The organism is Protofrankia sp. BMG5.30, assembly GCF_001983005.1.
Taxonomy (GTDB): domain Bacteria; phylum Actinomycetota; class Actinomycetes; order Frankiales; family Frankiaceae; genus Protofrankia; species Protofrankia coriariae.
The window spans coordinates 120191-140049 of record NZ_MOME01000005.1 but is presented as its reverse complement, the minus strand read 5'-3'; the positions used below and the strand labels follow the sequence as shown (position 1 = coordinate 140049).

The window sequence follows — 19859 nt, the reverse complement described above, 5'->3', positions numbered from 1 at the left end:
CGCCGATTTCACGGCGTCGCGTCAGGCGGACCGGCAAGCGGAGCAGACCGGCCGGCCAGCGGACACCGAGCGCGTCCGCCGATTCTCGCATGTTCGCCGGCGGTCCCGGGCAGGGCCGACGCCGCCGCCCGCGGCGGGCGTCGTCCGGACGATCCGGCCGCAGAGCGGCCCGGCCGCCGAAATCCGGTCATCGGGAGGCGAGGCGGGCCCGGCCGTTGTCAGGGCAGGTCGGGCTGTCAGGGCAGGTCAGGCTGTCGTCAGGGCAGATCGGAAATGTCCTCCGTGTCAAGCGGCCGTGGAGGCGCCTGGCTGGGCACCGCCGTCGGCGTCTCGGGGGTGTCCGTCCCGGCGGTGTCCACCGCAACGGGGTCCACGGCAACCGGGCCCAYGCCCGCCGGCCCGGCACCGAAACCGGCTCGGGAGGCGGAAGCCGCCCTGAAACCGCCCGGCCCGCCCGGCTCGTAGAGCCAGGGGTAGCCGTTGATCTCACCACTCGGGAGTATGTCCTCCACATCGAGGACGCCGGTCACACGGTGTAACGCAAACCGCCGGGTCGCGCTGGTGCGCTGATCCCAGGCCGTGACCCAGCCACCCTCGACGGTCAGCGGGCGGACCACCTGGTCCCTGGGCGTCCCCTGCTGGTCGACGTATCCGAGCAGCACCCGGCGGCCAGCGCGGGCCGCCCCCTGCAGCGTCACCAGGATCAACGGCGCGGAGCGCACCATCCCGTCGGCCCCGTCGGCCAGCGAGCCGGCCGCGGCGGCGGCCGCCCGCGCCGTGCGGGTACTGGCGTCCCCACGGCGGATCATCCGCACCATGTCGCGCAGCTGCTCGTCACGGCCGCCCCGCGCCTGGGCACCGCCCGGCGGCCGCGGCCGGCCCGGCGTGCGGTGCACCTCCGGCCGGCTGAGCACCACCCGCCCGTCCGGGCCCTCTCCCACCGGGGAGAAACCGGCGGCGCGCAGCCCGTCGAGCAGCTTGGGCATGGGCAGCGAGCAGACCACCACCGTCGGCGCGATCCGGCGCAGCCCCAGCGCCTGGGTCCGCCGGGAGGCGACCACCTCGGAGAGGACAGCGGTGTCGTCACAGCGCAGATAGGACGCGGCCGGCCCCGCCCGCAACCGCCCGTGCCGGCGAGCGACGTCGTCCACCAGGTAGTCCAGCGTCTGCGGTACGCCTCCACGGGCCACCCGGGTGAGAAAGTCGCGGATGTCCTCGACGGTCCGCCCGGCGTCCAGTGCCCGCCGCAGGGACGTCTCGGAGAACCGGTAGACCGTCGCCGCGCCCGAGGACTCGACATCGGCCATCTGCGCCAGCTCGGCGGCGATCTCCGGCACCAGCGGGCCCGGCGCCACCGCGGTGAGGTCGGCCTGCACGAACAGTTCGCTGACGGGCTCGGGCAGCATCGGGCCGAGCGCCGCCGCCAGCTCGGAGCGGCTCGCCCCCGCTCCTGCCTCGCCGCGGGCCAACGCCCACCCGGCGGCCGACAGCGCGCCCCGGCCGGTGACGCCCAGCAGCTCCGCCTCGGCGAAGACCCAGTCGACCATCCTGTCCAGCAACGGCCCGCCACGCCGCGGCATCCGCCAGGCGAGCAGCTCCCGCACCGAGGTGGGGGTGGGCGCGAGTCCGCGGGGCGCGGCGGCGAACGCGTCCAGTACGAGACGGCGCAGCTCCGGCGCGCTGCGCCGCCGCAGCTCCAGCGACAGCGCCGCGAGCTGGCGGCCCTTGTCGTCCCGCTCCCCCACCAGGCCGGGGACGTCCGGGGTGTGCAGCCACGCCTCCACCAGGACGGCCCACCGCATGGCCGGGGTCTCCACACACCACCGGTCGTAGGCCGTCGTGGGCATGATCTGGGTGTCCGTCCCGGTGGAGCCGTCGACCAGCCCGGCCGCGTAGGCGATCTCGACGACCACCGCCGCCACCGCTTCGGTGACGTCGAGCAGCTTCGCGGTGGCGCGGAAGTCCCGGACGCTGAGACCGCCGGTGCGCAGCGGGGTGGGCGGGGCCGTCCCCCACGCCTCGAGCAGGGCCGTCACCAGGCGGACCAGTGCGCCTGCGGCAAGAGCGGCGGCGCCGTCGACCTGGCCGAGATCGATCTGCCGGCCGGCGAGCGCGGGCGGGTCGACGTGCAGCTGCCCCGCCGGCCGGTCGCCGCGCAGGGCCAGGCCCACCTCCCGGGGGAGTTCGACCGTCTCCTCGTCGACGCCGACGAGCAGGCCCCGGGCGAGCAGTTCCTCCACCGGGGTGCGGGCGTCGGAGGCCGCGAGCAGGCGCCCGGCGTCGCCGGTGTGCCCCAGCGCCGGCCCGGTGGCGAGCCGGTCGAGGATCTGGCAGGCCCGCGGGCCGCACTCCTCGACCAGCCGGGCCACCCGCTCCCGCCCGGCCAGCACGGTGGTCAGCTCGTCGAGCAGGGCCGAGCGGGTGGCGGCGCCCCGGTCCCGGCGCGGGTCGACGCCGACCGCGGTGGCGAGCCGGGCCAGCTGGGTGTGCCGATGGCCGCCCAGGCACGCGCGCAACGGCCGGCCGAGCCCGAGCGGCCGCTCACCCAGCAGGTCACGGACCATGCCGACGAGCACGATGGCCGAGTCGTCCCCCCACACCAGCCCGCGTTCGCGCAGCGCCGTCAGGGCCGCCGTCACGTCCGCGCCCCCGCAGAAGGTCGACAGCTCCGCCGCGCTCACCGCCGGCGGGAGCAGCGTCAACGCCTCACAGACCTCGAGGGTGAAGACGTCGAGCCGCTCGAGCGCGCGGGTGACACTCACCCGGATCTCCAGCCGGGCAGCGAGGACGTCGAAGTCGGGCGGGGGCGGGGTGGCCAGGTCCGGCCGCAGGGTGAGCAGCCGGTTCAGCGCGTCATCCGGCAGGCCGCGCAGCCACCCGGCCAGGGTGGTGGGCACGTCGGAGCCGTCCGCCGGTATGGACACCCTCACAACGGTATCCGGCTGCGTGGAAGGCCCGACACGCCCTATCGTCCATCATCAAGATCGAATTCGTCGCTCACGGACACCGGGACCCGACCCACGCCGACCTGGGCCGTACCGACCTGGTCGAGCACCCAGCCGCCGCTGACGTTCCAGCGCAGTACGGCAACGGCCGGATCAAGATCATATTCACGTGGTCGGAGCGCGACGAACGCCCAGTCGGGCGAGCCGGTGGAAATCCTGATGGAGTCCACCTGGAGGCGGCCGTGGGGGACGGCTGCGACCAGCGGGCTGGCGAAGACCGCCCGGGCGATCGCGTCGACCTCCTCCGCGGTCGGCTCCCGACCGGGCGGGGCAGGAGCGGCGCCGGCATCCCGGCCGGCCCGGATGGCGGCCGGGGCTAACGCCCTGGCGTGGGGATCCTCAGCTGCGGGAGCGTCCGCGTCACGACCGGCCGCCGGGCGGATGACACGTGGGCCGTTGCCGTGTGGACGCGTGGAATGTGGACGCACGCGAAGCCTCCTGCCGCGGATGACAGGTCGGGACGTTACCCGGCCAACATCACGCCAAGTCGCACATGCTGTGACAGAGCGCGACAGACCTATCTATGYAGATTCACATGCAGGAGCCCCGAGCGCAAGGGCCGGGAACCGAATTCCTCGCACGGTGACCATCACAATGACCAGCCGCGAAACAGCGACTAGCGTGTATGGGCTATTTGGTGGCTGCTCACCGATTTGTCAATATCTCTCCTGGTAACAGAAAATTCAGGCACAATAAAACACTACCGTCCGACATATTTGTCAATATATGGACAAGTCGCCGACCAAGAACGGCGATCACCAAAACCTTTGATCATCAGAACCCCGGCCAGYGGCACCGGGAACATCGACGATCAACGGAACTTGTCGACGTTCTCGACAAGGAACGTCAGATTATGATCACGAGCCCAGTCACTGACCCGCGACTGCATGCTCACCGAGCCCGGCACCGCGACGGCTCGCCCGATGGAAAACCCGACGACCATGACAACGATCACCAACAGCAGACCCAGCAGGCTCACGGCCGGCCGCGCGCGCGGGGGACGGTGCCGGGCGGACGCGGCACCCGCCCGGGCCCGGGCGTCAGCGGCCGCGTCAAAGCCGGAATCGGTATCAGCGTCGGAATCGTCGGGAGCGGCGGCGCCGTCAGCGGCAGCGGCACGGGCCGGGCCAGGAGCGCCACCGGCGGATGCAACGTCCGCCCGGACGCGCTCGGTGCGCGCCTGAGCGGGACGACCAGCGGTGGCGGAACGGCCGTCCTCGCCGGGAAGCGTGGTGAACCGATCGGTGGCCTCGATGTCGTTCGCACTGGAGACGGGCTTGGCGGAGCCGCCCCACCCAGCCGATGGTCCGCGCCTCGCTGTCTCCCGACCCGCCCCGGCTGGTATCCGGGCCCCGGGCGGGCGAGCAATATGATCATTCTGCCGCTGGCTCTCCGGACGGGCTCGGTCACCGGCAACCGGCCCGCGCGCACCTGCCGCGCCGGCCGCACCCGCCGTGCCCGCCGGACCGGAAGCCGGTCGCGCCCGGGCATCGGGCCGGCCATGCGGGGCGGAGCGGGACCCCACGGGCCCGGAGTCGGGCGGGAGCACCGGCAGACGCGGCGGCGCGGCCGGCGGCATGCCGGCGACCGCGGACGATCGGGGCGAGGGCGGTCCGGATGAACCGACCTGTTCCGCACCGCCATGACCAGGGCGCACCGCCCCCGGCTGACGGAGTGCGGCAGCGGCGGACGCGGACCGGGCGCCGTCCCGACCACGTTCCGGAAACGGGTTGTATCCCTGTGTGGGCTCTCCGGTGTAAGGCGGCCTTCCCTGGTCCGCGCCGGGGCCGGCGCCCGACACCCGCCTCCGGATGACCGGGTCCGCTCCCTGGTCGGGAAGCCCCCGCTCGGCCGGTCGCTGCACGACGGTGGTCATGTCAAGCGGATCAGGGCCATCGGGCCCGCGGGCTCCCCGCTGGTCGGGATAGCCCTCGGCTCGACGGGCGTCGCCGGCGGCCGGCCCAGGCCCGTGCCGTGCGGGCACGGGCGGAGGCAGAGACGAAGACGAAGACGAAGACGAAGACGAAGACGAACCGTGCCCTCTCGGACGTCCGTTGGCAACCGGTGCGGGAGCAGCGCCGGCGTCCACACCTGGTGCGTTGCTGCCCTGCCGGCCCGGCCCGGACCGGCCCGCGGGGGACGCCGTGGACCCGTAGCCGCCCGGCCCACGGCCGCCGGGTCCAGAGCCGCCGGGTCCAGAGCCGCCGGGTCCAGAGCCGCCGGGTCCAGAGCCGCCGGGTCCAGAGCTGCCGGGTCCAGGGCCGCCGGGTCTGTGGTTACTGGCCACGGGCGTCGCGGACCGGTTGCCGCCGACGGGTTGGACGCTTCTGGCGGACCGGTCCGACAGGGTGGCGAAAGCAACCAGGCCCCTGCTCGCGGAAAGCGCCCGTATCTGGCCGAGGACGGGCCGCTCATGCCCGTGATCCACCTGCCCCGCCCCCGCCACTACGGACCGGGACGGCGGCGGCTCAGCCACTGGGCGCCGCGACCCACCCGGCCCGGGCCGGGACGGGCCCGCCGGCTCGTTCGGCGGCCACGTCTCCTCGTCGTTACCATCCGTGATCTCACGCGGCTCACCCCGCGAGTCCGCTCGAGGAGCACCTCGTCGGTCGCCCCGGGAGTCGGGGTCTCCTCGGACCACGCGAGTATCCTCCGGTCAGGTTCGCACGGCGGCGGTTGTGCCGATGTCGTCGGAACAGCGATATTAAGCGTATCCGCCACAGGTTTCCGCGACGCAACTCGCCCGGATCCTCACGGTCATACGCTGACGCTTCGTAACCGACTTATGTCCGAATCCCGACGCTCAACGGACCTGCTCCGCGACTCCCCTGACCATGGTCACGGCCGCGGTTTCTCCCACCGCGTGGCTCCTCCCACCGGCGTCCGCTCAAAGCGCCAGTTCGGTGGACGGGTCACCCCCGGTGGAGGTGACGCCCGGTGGAGGTGTCGCGGGGACGAGGGGAGCGGGCGGGGTGAAAGACCCAGGCCCGCATCAGCACGAACCGCACCACCGTGGCCAGCACGCCGCTGAGCAGCACGGTGACGATCTCGACGAGAACCCCGGACGACGACCAGAGGGCGTGCAACAGCCCGAGCCCGGCGGAGGACACCGCGAGCCCCAGCACGAACACCACCCCGGACTCGGCGAACTGGCGCAGCGCCCCCTCGCTGCCCACCTGCCCGAACGTCAGGCGCCGGTTGGCCCAGGTGTTGCCCACCGCCGTGCCGAGCAGCGCGATGAAGTTGGCCGCGAAGGACGACGCCCCGCCCTCGCGCAACAGCGCATAGGCGACGACGTAGGCGAGGGTCGAACACACCCCGATCGCCGCGAACGTCCCGAGCTGGCGGCCCATGTCACGAGGCAGCCGCGCGGCCCGGACCTGCGGTGGCAGGTCCACCCCGGCCCGGCCGGCGATGATACGGCGCGCGACCCGGATCATTCCGCGAATGTCCTCCATCGCGGTCGCCACGACGTCGACCCGCGAGTCCGGGTCGTCGGTCCAGTCCACCGGCACCTCGTGGATGCGCAGGCCGTTGCGTTCGGCCAACAGCAGCAGTTCGGTGTCGAAGAACCAGTGGTCGTTCTCGACGGCGGGCAGCAACGCGCGGGCCACGTCCGCCCGCACGGCCTTGAACCCGCACTGGGCGTCCCGGAAGGAGGTGTGGAAGGCCACCCGCAGCATCGAGTTGTAGCAACGCGAGATGATCTCCCGCTTCGGCCCCCGGACGACCCGGGACCCGCGGACGAGCCGGGAGCCGATCGCGACGTCCGAATGACCCGACAGCAGGGGCGCGACCAGGGGCAGGAACGCCTCCAGCCCGCTGGAGAGATCGACGTCCATGTAGGCCACGACGTCGGCGTCCGAGGACGACCAGGCCGCCCGCAGGGCCCGGCCGCGACCCTTGGCCTCCAGCCGGGCCACCCGGACCCGGTCGAATTCGCCGGCCAGCCGCCGGGCGACGACCGGAGTGGTGTCGGTGCTGGCGTTGTCCGCGATCGTGATACGCCAGCCGAAGGGGAAGCGGCGGGTCAGGTAGTCGTGCAGCCGGCGGATGCTGCCGTCGAGGGCCTCCTGCTCGTTGTAGACGGGGACCACCACCTCGACAAGTGGCTGTTGACGCCACCGCGCCGGTGGCGTCCCGTACTGCTGCTGGCGCCACCGCGCCGGTGACGTCCCGCACGGCTGTGGCGCCACCGTGCCCCGGGCGGCGGCCGGATCCCAACCGTCGGCTCCGAACGAGGCCTGCGACGGGATCGTCCGCGAGCCGTCAGGCCGGGCTTCCGCCAGGACGCCGGTGCTCCCGGGTGCGTCGAGCCCCGATTCCGGGTGGACGCCGGTAGGCGCGGCGCCGGCGGGCACACCACCGGCGGGCACGGGGGGCGTGACCCTGGCGCACGCGGAGCCGGTGGGCTCCGGGCCGGCGGACGGCGCGCCCGTGGCAGGGACCTCGAGGCCGTCGCCGCGCATGGGTAGCGCACAGGGCGATCCGGGCACGGCCGGGCCGGCGGGGCGGTCGTCCCGAAAAGGTTTCGGCAGGTTCACACCTTCCAGCGTCGGCGACCGCGGTGAGAACGGGCTGAACCGTGCCTGAGAAGCTACTGAGTGGTTGTCACGGCGAATCCCTGGCCCCACCACACGAGAACAGACGCGGCCGCGGAGCGCGGACGCGAAGCGGGAAACCGGAGAACGGGCCCGGGACGGAAGGCGGTGCGCGGGTTCGGCCGCAATACCCGTCCTGTCGCAATACCCGTCCCGTCGCGGTTCCTGCCGCGGTGAAAGCATCCGTCATGGTGAAAGCCCCGCTACGGAGGCGAGTCCCGGAAGGAGGACTTCGGGCGGGCGGAACAGCGGGCCGAACACGCAACAGCGGAAGGACGCAGAAGGACACGGATGGATGCCCGGAACGGGGCAGCCGAGATCGTCGGCACGGCATGCCACCTGCGCCGGCATCCTGACAGCGCATCTCGTTCCGTGCCGGGCTCCCTGCTTTCCCACCGTGGTTCGCTGTTTCCCACTGTGTTCCCCGCTACGGGTGTTCCCCGCGGCCGGTTCCTCCCGGCGCCGTGTTACCGCGCTGCCTCCCGCGGCCGTACGCTGCGTACTCTGCCGTCGTCGCCCCCGTCGGCGTGTGATCCCGGTGGGGGTGTCGGCCGGTGGGCCGTGTCGGGCGGCGGACACCGTCCGGTGCCACGTCTCAGCCGACTGTTGTCTGTACTTCAGTATTCACTCAGCTTGCGAGGGGAAGGTTCGTACCATGAGCACGCGGCCCCCCTTCGTCACCTTCGTGGACGGATCACCTTTGAACGCGCACGTATCCGACGACGGCATCGACGGCGTCGCGACCGGCTCGGACAGCCCGAACTGGGCGGCGCCGGATGCCGACCCCTATCCCGTCGTCGACACGCGGCCGGCCCGGCCGGCCGCCGGCGGTGACCCACCGCCAGGCGGCCCGGGACAGGGCGGACCGGCCCCGTCGAGCCCGCCGACGTCCTACGCGTCCGCCGGCGGGAAGCAGACTCCCGCCAGCCCCGAAAACTCACCGTGGCAGCGGCCGGTCGGCGCGCCGGCTGGCACGCCAGCTGTGGCGCCAGCCCCACCGTCGGCGGCCTCGTCGTCCGGTGGCGGGCCAGGCCAGCCGTCCGGCCGGGTCTGGTGGGGCACACCGTGGAACACGCCGCAGGCAGGGGGGCCGGCCGCGGCTGGCGGCGGCGGCGAGGGAGCGTTTCCCCCGCCCGACCCGACCCGGCCCGGCTCGGCAAACTACCTCGGCGGGCTGCCCGGTGCCGGGAACCCGTTCCACGCGCCGCCCGCACCACCGGCCGGCCCGTACCAGGACCTCACGCGGACCACCGGGCCGTCGGGGCCACCGCACCGCCGCCGGCTGGTCGCCGCCGCGCTCGCGCTCGCGCTGGTCTCGGCCGGGGTGGGCGGCGGCGTGGGGGCGCTGGTGGCCAGCAACAACGACAACGGCCAGGCCGTGGTGTCCTCCGGCGGGCTGCTGCGCAGCACCGACAGCGGCTCGGGTGGCACGTCGCCGGCGGCCGCCGGCACGGTGTCGGCCGCCGCGCAGGCCATCCTCCCGAGCGTGGTCACGATCTCCGTCGCCTCCAGGAACAACGAGGGGAGCACCGGCTCCGGCGTGATCATCCGCCAGGACGGCTACATCCTGACCAACAACCACGTGGTCTCCGACGCCGCGAGCGGCGGTTCACTGAGCGTGAGTACGCAGGACGGCAAGGACTACAACGCGAGGATCGTCGGTACCGACCCGAGCTCCGACCTCGCGGTTATCAAGATCGACGAAACCGGTCTGAAGCCTGCGACCTTCGGCAACTCCGACGCGCTCGCGGTCGGCGAACTGGTGATCGCGGTCGGCAGCCCCCTCGGCCTGAACGGCACCGTGACCTCGGGCATCGTCAGCGCCGTGCACCGGCCGGTGYGGACCGGCGACGCCGACGTCCAGGACAGCAACGCGGTTCTCGACGCCATCCAGACCGACGCCCCGATCAACCCGGGCAACTCCGGCGGCCCGCTGGTCAACAGCAGGGGCGAGCTGATCGGCATCAACTCGGCGATCGCCACCGTGGGATCGGGCGGCCGCGGTTTCGGCGGTCAGCAGCAGCAGTCCGGCAACATCGGCGTCGGGTTCGCGATCCCGGCCAACTACGCCCAGTCCATCGCCGAAGAACTGATCACCGGAGGCACCGCGAGACACCCGTACCTCGGGGTCAGCGCGTCCACGGCGGGCGTGGGCCCGTCCGACCCGACAGGTGAGGGCACCRGCGCCACCATCGGTGAGCTGGTCAACAACGGGCCGGCGCAGCAGGCCGGGCTCCAGCCGGGYGATGTCATCACCAAACTGGGCGACCGCCGGATCACCAGTGTGGACGGCCTCATCGCCGCCGTGCGCTCACACGGCATCGGCAACAAGGTGACAGTCACCTACACCCGCAACGGCCAGACACTGACCACCGACGTGACCCTCGCCCAGCAACCGTCCTGAGCACTCGATGTCACGGGAGCGGCCGACCGGGAGCCGGCCCGCATGGCACCGGGCGGCGGCCCGGGCGCCCGCTCCCGCACTGCCGCGCTGTCCGCCACTAACCCGTCCCCACCACCGCCACCAGCGGACCACCAGCGGTGCTGGGGACGGCGGCCGAGCAGGCCAGGAATGTTACGAGTCCGTCATGTGACAACAAAGTTTTCCCAAGGTTCCGCATGACATGACCGAGACGTTCTACCGTAATAAGTGATGGTGATGTCACTCCGTCCGTGTCAGGGCGCGGCTGCGACAGGAATCACCGATGGGGGATCCGGGAGAGTGCACTGATGGACGGCGGCATCGACCACACCACCTTCGACACGGCCATCCCCGCGGGTGCGCCACCTGTCATCCGTCCCGCCGCCTTCGACAGGAAGCCGCGACCTGAGCGGCCGGCGGTCGGCGCCGACGCCGACATCGACGCCGACATCGTCATGCGGATCCGGCATGGTCAGCGGCAGGCATTCGACGATCTCTACGACCGGTACGCCGACGACGTCTTCTCCGTGTGCCTGTTGATCCTTGGCGAGCCGACCGTCGCGCACGCCGCGGCGGGCACGGCGTTCGCCCTCGTCGCCCGTAGCCGCCTCAGCCCGCTCAGCGATCCCACCCGGCTGCACGCGTGGCTGCTGGAGCTCGCCCGCGGCAGCTCACTGGCGTGGTCGGGCTCGCCGCAGGTACAGGCAGCTCCGGTACCGCACGGGATCACCCCCGAGGAGATGCTCGCCGCGACCCAACTGGTGGCGGCGCCGGCATCCCTGCGGGAAGGGCTTGCGCGTACCTTCGACCGGGCCGCCGCGGCGGCCACCGCCCGCGACATCGCGGCCCGCGCCCACTACCGGGCGCTCGGCACCGGCCGCGGCCCCGACGGCACAGCGGTCATCTCCCGCGACGGCGTGGCTGGCCCCGTCCCCGCGGCCGGCGCCCTCCCCGGCGGCACAGTCGGCGCTGTCGCTGCCGGCTACGGCAACGGGGCCGGTACCGTCCGCGACAGCGCGGCCCACGATGTCGCGGCTCACGACGGCCCAGCTCACGACGGTGCGGCCGGCCCGGGCCAGCTACCGGTTCACGCCGAGCCGGCGGACAGCGACAGGACCTTAGTCATCGGCCCGGTGACAGGCCAGGGCGTTCTGTCCGACCCGACCGAGCCGAGTCGGGCCGGGCCGGGCCGGGCCAGGCCGGGCCCGGTCGGGCCGCTGGCGCCCGGGTACCTCGGTGGGGAGCCCCCGGTGGCCGGATCGCGTCGGCGCGGTCGTCCGGTCGCGGCAGCCGCCGCATCGCTGCTGGTCATGGCCACGATCGGTGCCGTCGTCGCGGTCAACTGGCCCACCGCGGCATCCGACACCACCGCCAGCCGCCCCGGCACCGCGGTGATCATACCGAGTTCGTCCGGAGAGGAGCCCGGCGGCTTCTCCTCGGATCCCTCGTCCGCGTCCGGATCGTCGGCCCCGGTCGACCCCGCGGTGGGTGCGCCGCCCGCCCAGCAGCCGTCCGCCCAACGCACCGGGCCGACCACGTCCGACTTCGGGCCTCCGGCCGGGGTCGCACTGGTGTCCTCCCAGCTCTCCATCAACGACGGCCCGCTCCCCCCGGCCGCCCCACCGCCGGTGAACGCCCCGCCTACGACGATCACGGAACCGCCCCAGCCGACCGCGACGGCGACCCCGCCCGAACCGGAGCCCACGGCAACCACCGAGCCCACCGGTCCCGGCACTCCGTCCAGCAGCGCCGGGACCGACCCGCCGGCGGGCAGCCCGACCAGCCCGGGCGAAACATCCACGGCGGATCCGTCGATCACCGCCACGGCCGTGAGCCCGTCGGCATCCGGCGGCCCGGCGGACGAGGAGGGCGGGCCCGCGACCACCCGCGCGCCCCTGACCTCGGTCTGAACCGCCAGGAACCGGCCGCCCGGCCGGCCATCGCGCCGGCCCGCGGTTCCGGAACGGCTCCGCGTCACCCGGTCGACTGCCCGGCCGACGCGCTGACGGACCCGGTAGAGCTAGCGGACCCGGTAGAAGAGGGTCGTCACGTACTGGTCAAAGTCGTTGACACGTAGCGTCAGCCGCAGCTGCCAGATGCCCGGCAGCGGGACCTGCATGCCTTCGCCGATCACATGGCCGGGTGCCGCCTGGGTGAGCGGCACCGGCAGCGGGCCGACACCGGCGTCCGGCAGTGACAGCGCGGCCGACGTCTCTGCGAGCGGCTGTGCCTTCCCCGCGGGGTCGAAGACGTAGACGTGCAGGGTCTGCGGGCCACGCCTGGTGGGGGCGATGTCCACCTGGACGGTCAGCGGCCCGGCGAAGACCGTGTCGGAGAACGGGGGGACGTACGACGTCCGCGCCGGGACGGAGTTGACCAGCACCGCTGTCACCCCGAGCACCACGGCGGCGACTCCCACCTCGAGGATGATCCCCCGGCGCAGCCGCGCCAACGCGCCCTCGCTGATCCTGGGACGCGGCGGCAGGCCCGGCGAGGACGCGCCCCCCGACGGGCCGGCAGCAATATCATCATTGTTTCTCCGTGCTGCCAGCGGCCCGGCTGCCCGGCCTGTCAGCAGGCCGAGGACGGCACGGCCACGATTCACGTGAATCCCCGCTTCCCGCCGGGCCGGCGGGGCTGACCCGGCGGATCCGGCGGATCCGGAAAGCCCGGGCCCGTGGCCCACGGTCTGGACGGCCACGCCCACCGCCGTACTTCCCCGACCGTCCCCGGCCGGTTCCACGGCGGTGTCCCCGACCTCGTTCCAGGCGTGGTTCCCGGCCTGCCCCGCGGTGGCGTTCGTGTCCGCCCGGTCCGCGGCCGGCGCGGCACGGGGTGGCCGATGGTGGCGCGCGACCCAGTTGTGCCCCAACCAGCCGAATCCGAGCATCATCGCCACGAACCAGAGCTTCACCAGCAGCAGACGGCCGTAGGTGGTGTTCAGCGCCGAGAGCGAGCCGACCTCCCGCCATGTCTGATAGACACCGGTCAGAACGATCACAGTGACAGCCGCCATCGCGACACGTGACCACTTCGGCAGGACCTCGGCGAGTTCGGCGGCCCGGGCAGCCGGCACCTCGACGTCGTCGCCGGGAGGCTGCCGGCCGTCCCGCGAAACGCGCCGGGAGGTGGCCCACAGAAAGATCACAAGGACCGTGAGACCGCCACCCCAGGCTGCGACACCCAGCAGGTGCAGGGTCACGTTGGCGGTTGCCAGCCACGCGTCGTCACCGGCACCCGCATGCCCGGCCGCACTCTGGGTCACCGTGGCGACAAGAGCGAGCCCCGCCAGCTCCAGCAGGGAGCGCCGGTGACCCGCCATGACCGCACGCAGCAGCGGTACCGCGAGCAGCAGCGCGAGGATGCGCAGCAGCACCAGATGCCCGTATCTGCCGTGCAGGGTGGCCGACAACGCATCCCAGCGGAACAGGGCGGACAGGCCCTGACCGGCGCCGTACGGCCCCTGCAGCAGCAACAGCGCGACGGACGAGCCGAAGGTGACCCCCCACCCCGCCCACAGCAGGCGCCGCGGGCCTGGCAGCCCCAGCCCGGCCGGCCACAGCGCCAGCAGGAACAGGCCCGCCCCGACCAGGACGGCGAGCCCGGCGAAAGCGGCGAAACGGGCGACGCCGGCCAGCACGCCCACAACCACCGAGCCACGGGTGGTCGTGGACACCGACGCGGCCGCCGACGCGTCCGGTACCACCCCGACCCCGAAGAAGAAACCACCGGAGACCGGGTGGCTGTCCGCGGAGACCACATGCCAACTGACCACGTACGTTCCGTTGTCGAGCCCGGGACGGATCCCCACCACGGCCTCGTTGCCGGCCTGCCCGTGCCGCGCGGCACCGTCGTCCACCCGCTGGCCGGGCGCGGAGATGACCGTTATCGAGCCGGCGTTCACCGTGACCGACTCGCTGAAGGTCAGCGTGACCCGCGACGGCGCGGCCGGCTGGCTCGACCCCCCGGCGGGATCGCTGCCCTCGAGCACGGCATGCGCGGACGCCGGCAYGGCCGTCCCGACCACCGCCACGAGCATGGCCGCGAGCAGGAAGCCGACGCGACGCGCGACGCGCCGCCAACGCCACCCGGCGTCAAAACATGGTGACGCGGTGTCAACGCGAGATCGGGTCAACGACCCGATGCCAGTCCTGGGCCGGAATACCGGCCCGATGCCAATCCGGAACCGAACCACCGGCCCAGTGTCCACCTCGCCGCCCGCGAACGGCGGCAACGCCGGCATCCGCGGCCGGCCACCACGTCCCACAACTCTCCCGGGAACAGTGGAGGCCAGCGTGCCGGGAGCCGGGAGCCGGGAGCCGGCGGAAACTCCGGCCGGCCACGCTCCGCAGGAATCTCCATGGTGCCGCGGAAACCCTGTGCCCTTCCGGGAACCTCCGCGGCCCGCTGGCAACTTCCGAGCGTGCCACATCTTCCAGGGCCCTCCGAGCATTCTTTTCAAGATCCATAAATCCACTTCCCGTGGATCGCCGAGCGGTTTTCCGCGATCGTCGTCGGACGAGGAATCACCGGCTCCCGCTCATCGGCCGGCTAGAATCCGGCTGCATGAAGACCGCGCGCCCATGAAGATCTCGTGAACGCCGCTGTCGGAAGGCTGTCCGGCCGGGTCCGGCCGGTCGGCGTGTCGCGGCGTGTGCTCGTGCTTCTGGGCGCCGTGGCCTGCTGGCTCGTCTTCACGGCCGGGCCGGCGCAGGCGCATTCCGTCAGCGGTGCCTCGGCCACGAACTTCCGCACGACCGTGACCGGCCTGCGGCCGCCGGTGGACGGGGTCAGCCTCGTACCCGTGGAGAACGGCAGCCGGGTGCGACTGACCGTCACCGGCAACCACACGGTCGTCGTCAAGGGGTACGACGAGGAGCCCTATCTGCGGGTGGATTCCACCGGCGTCTGGCAGAACACGCTCTCACCCGCCACGTATCTCAACCGTGACCGGTACGGGTCGAGCGGCTCCGTCCCGGCCGGCGACAGCCGGGCCGCCAAGGCGACGCCACGCTGGGAGAAGATCGCCGACGGCCGGACCGTCGTCTGGCACGACCACCGCGCCCACTGGATGGGCACGCAGGACCCGCCGGCCGTGAAGGCCGCCCMGGGCCGCTTCCACCAGATCTACGCCTGGACGATCCCCCTGACCGTGGACGACCAGGCGGTCCTCACCGCCGGCACCCTCGACTGGGTTCCCGGACCGTCACCGGTGCCGTGGCTCGTCCTCACCGTGGCTGTCGCCGCCGCGGTAGCCGCCAGCGGGCTGTACCAGCGCCGCGACGCCGCGCTGGCCGCAGCCGTGACAGTGATCGTCGGGGTGGACGTCACCCATTCGGTGCTCGTCGCCTGCTCCCGGGCCAGCGGCCGGCTCTCAGGGTTCGTCTACGGCAACATCGTTGAGATGACCGCCTGGATCCTCGGGCTGGCCGCGGCCGTCCTGCTGCTACGGCGCTCGAGCGCGGGCCGCTACCTCGCCGGGACCGCGGGCTTCGTCATCGCCATGGTCGGCGGTTTCGGCGACCTGGGCGTGCTGTACCGGTCCAGCGCCCCGATCGCCGGGCCGATCGGCCTCGCCCGGACGCTGACCGCGGTCACCATCGGTATCGGCTTGGGCCTGCTCGCCGCCACGGCACTGGCGTCCCGCCAGCGCGCGTCACGCGGGCCGGGCGGTACGGGACGGAAAAGYCGCCACCACAGCGACCCGGGACAGGCCGGCCCGGATCACGCCGGCCTGCCACACGACGGCCGGCAACCGGCCGACATGCTCCCTACCCGGCGGGATATGGCAAGCTGACCGCCGTGAACGCGCGCACGGCGCTGCCCGCCGTCGCCAGGACGCCCGCCGCCGCGACACCCGCTGTCGCCGGGACGGCTGCCGGGCGGGGCATGCGCGCGTCCGTCTTCGCCGGCTCCTCGGTCTGCCTCGCCGTGGCGGCGCACACCGCCGCCGACGGTCACCGACCGTCAATGGCGATCTTCCTGGGGGCCTTCGGGTTGATCACCCGCATCGCGTACGGGCTTGCCGGGCGGGAACGCCATGCCATCGCCGTACTCGCCGGGGTCGGCCTGACCCAGATCGTCCTGCACGCCACGTTTGCGGTCACAGCGCACGGCGCCGGCACGGCGTCCGACGCGGTCCTGCATGACGGAGCTGTCATGAGCGCCGTGCACGCCGTGGCGGCCGGGCTCGTCGCCGGCATGCTCCGCCATGCCGAGAAGGGGCTGTGGAGCACGAGCGTCCTGCGTTCGGCGGCCGCCCGGTTCGGGATGCTCGCCCGCCGCGTCGGCAGGCTGCTGCGGGCCACCCACCGGTTCGCGGCGCGGTGCGGCATCCCGCTCACGATCGGGCCGGCGGCCACCCGCGCCCCCGGCATGCCCGGTGGATGTCCGCTCGCCGCGTCCGCGCCGTCGGCGTCCATGGGCGGATGCCTGTTCGTCCGCGCCGGCAGACGACGTGGGCCGCCGGCCCGCCGTACGGCCGCCGGCCGGTCCCACCCGAGGGCCCGGCCACAATCGGCCTGACCGTCACGCGTCCGCATCCGCCACGCGTCACCTCACTCCGTGCCCTGCCCCGCCTGCCCTGTCCTGCCTGTGGACGGCGTCCGCCGCCGGACCGGCCGGCTCGGCGAGCGCTGGCCCGATGCATGCCCGCTGCCCGGATTCGCGTCCGTCGGATCCGGCGGCGGCGAACGGGCCTGCGGGGCGACCGGCACCGGCTGACCGGCACTGGCCCGACCGGCACTGGCCCGACCGGCATGGTCTACCGGCCGGCCCGCGTCAGGCCGGTAGGCCTCGGCGCGCCGGGCCGGGTTCACCGTCTGTGTGGGTGAGGTGTACGCGGGTCCGGGCTGACGCCCCGTACGCACATGCTCCCGCCGCTCCGCCGGCGACGTGAAAAACCACTGTCACGCCGTCCGCGGGAGGCAGGTTCCCCGAAAGGATCGGTATGTCCCGCACCACCCGTGGCATCGCCGTGCTCGGCGCCGCCCTCACCGGCGTGATCGCCTTTGCGCTGCCGGCGTCCGCGCATGTCACCGTGCAGCCGAAATCAGCGGCTGCCGGCAGTTACAGCACCCTGTCATTCAAGATCCCGACCGAACGGGACGACGCCTCCACGACCAAACTGGAGATCCAGTTCCCGACCGACACCCCGATCAGCTCGGTGACGATCGAGCCACACCCGGGCTGGAGCTACCAGGTCGCGAAGACCAAGCTGGCCGAACCCATCAAGACCGACGACGGCTCCGTCTCCGAAGTGATCTCTCAGATCACCTGGACCGCGTCCTCCGCCGATACCGCGATCAAGCCGGGTGAGTTCGCCGTGTTCAACGTCTCGGCCGGGCCGCTGCCAGCCCAGGCCGGCACGGTCGCGTTCAAGGCCCTGCAGACCTACAGCAACGGCGAGGTCGTGCGCTGGATCGACGTGGCCCAGCCCGGTCAGGACGAGCCCGAACACCCGGCGCCGTCCCTGACCCTCACCGCGGCGGCCGCTGGCGGCGCGGACGCGCACGGCGCCTCGGCAGCCAGCGCGTCCCCCGCCGGCACCGGCACGGCCGACAGGGCGGCGTCGCACAGCGTCGACAGCTCCGACGGCACGGCCCGTGGGCTGGGCATCGCGGGCCTGGTCGTCGGCCTGATCGGCATCGGGGCCGGCGTGGCTGCCCTGCGCGGCGGACGCGGCGGTACGACCACCTCCTGATCACCGGTGCGCCGAGGGCGACACGAAAAATCTTCGTGTCGCCTTCGGCGCTGCCAGCCACGGCCTCCGGCGACACGAAAAATCTTCGTGTCGCCTTCGGCCGGTGCCCGCCGCGGCTCCCCGCCGGCCGTCGTCCCCGGCGCCTTTGTGTCGGCGGCCGTCCCTGCCGGTAGCGTCGGGAGGGTGCCTCGGATCGCTCACCTGTACCGATATCCGATCAAGGGCCTGTCGGCTGAGATGCTGGACTCGATGACGCTGTCAGCGAGCGAGGGCCTCCTTGTGGACCGGGTGTACGCACTGGCAAGGCCCGAGACCGTTTTCGACGAAGCACATCCACAGCGACTGCCGAAGACCCGCTTTCTGATGCTGGCGAAGAACTCGGAGCTGGCCCGCGTCGCGAGCCGGTACGACGCCGCCACCGGTCTGCTCACCCTCGACCACCCGGTCGGGAAGCTGACCGCCGACCTGGGTAACGCCCGGGACCGGGCAGCGGTGGAGGACTACTTCGCGACACTGCTCGCCGACACCCTGCACGGAGACCGGCCACGGCTGGTGGCCGGCTCCGACAGCCACCGGTTCACCGATGCCTCCATTGTCTCCGCCGATATGATGCGAGCCATTTCGATCATCAATCTGGCCTCTGTCCGCGACATCGCGGACCGGCTGGGAACGGACGTCCACCATCTGCGCTTCCGGGCGAACATCTATGTGGACGATGTCGACGCCTGGTCGGAACTGGACTGGGTCGGACACGAGATCGACCTCGGTGGGGTGCGTGTCAAGGCGCTCGTCCCCACCGGCCGGTGCGCCGCGACCACGGTCAACCCGCGGACGGGCGAGCGTGACATCAGGATTCCGAAGGAACTACAGGCCCACTATGGACACATCAACTGCGGGGTGTATGCCGCCGTCCGTTCCGACGGCACGATCAGAATCGGGGACCAGGTCACGGTGGACGATCAGGCCGCCCCGGAACAGCCCTGAATGATCTGAAAGTCGACCGGCGCGCCCTGGCCCGGCGGCAACGGACATCCCCCGCGCCGCGCCACCGACTTCAAAACCGCTATGGCCTGTTCACCCCCGATGAGTAGACACACCCGCATGCGCTACTGAAGATCTATCCGGGACGCTTTAGGCTTCTGGTCCTGTGAGCCCCGTTCTCGCGTCAGGCCGGGCCGGGAACTTCGTCCGGGCGCTGCTGACCATCCTCGTGATGGCCCTGGTGTTCCGCGAGATATATCTGCTGTGGTTCTTCCACACCCCCGCATGGACGAGCAGACCCAAGGAGATCCGCTGGTGTGGGGCGTGGTACGAACGGAGCAACGAGCGTGACCGTACGCTGGTGGAGGCCCGCGACCTCGCCGGCGGCTCCCTCGTCCAGGTCTCCCGCCTGCCCGTGTGGAAGCCGATTGTCGCTTACAAGCCGTCCGACGACTGCCCGCCGTACATCTTCGGCAAGGTCGGTGATGACACCTTCACCACCTATCTGATCAGTGGGGACTGACCCTCAGTCGGGAGCCGGCTATGGTCGCCGGGTCCGCCCCCGGCTGGGGCTGCTGGAGAACGTGCACCCGAGCATGGATCGAGTTGCGCTGCTGCAGCGCGGCACGGACGGCCCGGTGCAGTCCGTCCTCCAGGTAGAGCGTGTTGTCCCAGTCGACGACGTGGGGGAACAGATCCCCGTAGAAGGTCGAGTCCTCGTCGAGCAGGACGTCCAGCGCGAGCACTCGTTTGGTGGTGACCAACTGGTCCAGCCTGACCTGGCGCGGTGGAATCGCCGCCCACTCCCGCTGGCTCAGCCCGTGATCGGGATAGGGGCGACCGTCACCCACCCATTTGAAGATCACCCAGCACCTCCTCGCCGAGGCCGCGACGTCGCGGAACATCTGATGGCCAGTTGACCAAAGGCCGCATGATCATGATCCTCCTCGCGCTCGGGCTCCCGCCGAATCCGGGGCTCCCGCCGGAGCGGCGAAGCCGATCCAGGAGGTCCGGATGCCGACCTGGGAAGTCCGGAGGCTCCAACAGCCTACCGACCAAAGGCCAGATGATCGCAATCCTTCTCATGCGACCGGAGGCCTCACAGGATGCCGGAGACCTCCGTCAACCCAGCGGATCGCGGCCGTTCT

Annotated in this window: 13 protein-coding genes; 7 read left to right on the top strand and 6 right to left on the bottom strand. The window is 72.4% G+C overall.

Features of this window, described 5'->3' with window-relative positions; translation table 11 throughout:
• Positions 1 to 257: 257 nt before the first annotated feature.
• From BL254_RS02390 to BL254_RS02375, 4 genes are all read right to left on the bottom strand, one after another.
• The gene (locus BL254_RS02390) at positions 258 to 2930 is read right to left on the bottom strand and encodes a helicase-associated domain-containing protein (RefSeq protein WP_076842398.1); all 2673 of its coding nucleotides are present in this window, start codon (positions 2928 to 2930) and stop codon (positions 258 to 260) included.
• Between the two features lie 35 nt (positions 2931 to 2965).
• Positions 2966 to 3433, bottom strand: a complete 468-nt coding sequence (locus BL254_RS02385; protein ID WP_052914412.1) for a hypothetical protein — start codon at positions 3431 to 3433, stop codon at positions 2966 to 2968.
• Between the two features lie 383 nt (positions 3434 to 3816).
• Entirely contained in the window at positions 3817 to 3984 is a 168-nt protein-coding gene (locus tag BL254_RS26745) for a hypothetical protein (protein ID WP_157180411.1), read from the bottom strand.
• 1933 nt (positions 3985 to 5917) lie between these two features.
• A complete protein-coding gene (locus BL254_RS02375; protein ID WP_047222148.1) occupies positions 5918 to 7474 on the bottom strand; it encodes a glycosyltransferase in 1557 nt (518 codons plus the stop codon).
• A 787-nt stretch (positions 7475 to 8261) separates the two neighbouring features.
• Between BL254_RS02375 and BL254_RS02370 the strand changes: the two genes are divergently transcribed.
• Together BL254_RS02370 and BL254_RS02365 are read left to right on the top strand one after the other, a co-directional pair.
• A complete protein-coding gene (locus BL254_RS02370; RefSeq protein WP_076842396.1) occupies positions 8262 to 10010 on the top strand; it encodes a S1C family serine protease in 1749 nt (582 codons plus the stop codon).
• Between the two features lie 326 nt (positions 10011 to 10336).
• The gene (locus BL254_RS02365; RefSeq protein ID WP_052914672.1) at positions 10337 to 11938 is read left to right on the top strand and encodes an RNA polymerase sigma factor; all 1602 of its coding nucleotides are present in this window, start codon (positions 10337 to 10339) and stop codon (positions 11936 to 11938) included.
• A 110-nt stretch (positions 11939 to 12048) separates the two neighbouring features.
• Here the strand turns inward: BL254_RS02365 and BL254_RS02360 are convergent, their stop codons facing one another.
• The gene (locus BL254_RS02360; protein ID WP_217699216.1) at positions 12049 to 14055 is read right to left on the bottom strand and encodes a copper resistance protein CopC; all 2007 of its coding nucleotides are present in this window, start codon (positions 14053 to 14055) and stop codon (positions 12049 to 12051) included.
• Between the two features lie 567 nt (positions 14056 to 14622).
• On the opposite strand from BL254_RS02360, the gene BL254_RS02355 reads away from it, so the two are divergent.
• From BL254_RS02355 to BL254_RS02335, 5 genes are all read left to right on the top strand, one after another.
• A complete protein-coding gene (locus tag BL254_RS02355; protein WP_076842394.1) occupies positions 14623 to 15825 on the top strand; it encodes a hypothetical protein in 1203 nt (400 codons plus the stop codon).
• 5 nt (positions 15826 to 15830) lie between these two features.
• Positions 15831 to 16553: a hypothetical protein gene (locus BL254_RS02350; protein WP_052914674.1), complete on the top strand. Its 723-nt coding sequence runs from the start codon at positions 15831 to 15833 to the stop codon at positions 16551 to 16553.
• A 424-nt stretch (positions 16554 to 16977) separates the two neighbouring features.
• Complete coding sequence (locus tag BL254_RS02345; protein WP_047223557.1) at positions 16978 to 17730, top strand: YcnI family protein; 753 nt, start codon at positions 16978 to 16980, stop codon at positions 17728 to 17730.
• A gap of 183 nt (positions 17731 to 17913) precedes the next feature.
• Positions 17914 to 18714, top strand: a complete 801-nt coding sequence (locus BL254_RS02340; protein ID WP_052914675.1) for an MOSC domain-containing protein — start codon at positions 17914 to 17916, stop codon at positions 18712 to 18714.
• 163 nt (positions 18715 to 18877) lie between these two features.
• Positions 18878 to 19234 (top strand): hypothetical protein, encoded by a 357-nt coding sequence (locus BL254_RS02335; RefSeq protein ID WP_047223558.1) that lies wholly within the window; start codon positions 18878 to 18880, stop codon positions 19232 to 19234.
• On the opposite strand, the gene BL254_RS02330 is transcribed toward BL254_RS02335, so the two are convergent.
• Positions 19221 to 19577, bottom strand: a complete 357-nt coding sequence (locus BL254_RS02330) for a type II toxin-antitoxin system VapB family antitoxin (protein WP_047223624.1) — start codon at positions 19575 to 19577, stop codon at positions 19221 to 19223. The genes BL254_RS02335 and BL254_RS02330 overlap by 14 nt on opposite strands.
• Positions 19578 to 19859: the final 282 nt, after the last annotated feature.

Excerpts from the sequence above, each read along its gene's own strand:
- BL254_RS02345 (WP_047223557.1), top strand. The coding sequence starts at position 16,978 with ATGTCCCGCACCACCCGTGGCATCGCCGTGCTCGGCGCCGCCCTCACC.
- BL254_RS02365 (WP_052914672.1), top strand. The coding sequence starts at position 10,337 with ATGGACGGCGGCATCGACCACACCACCTTCGACACGGCCATCCCCGCG.
- BL254_RS02375 (WP_047222148.1), bottom strand. The coding sequence starts at position 7,474 with ATGCGCGGCGACGGCCTCGAGGTCCCTGCCACGGGCGCGCCGTCCGCC.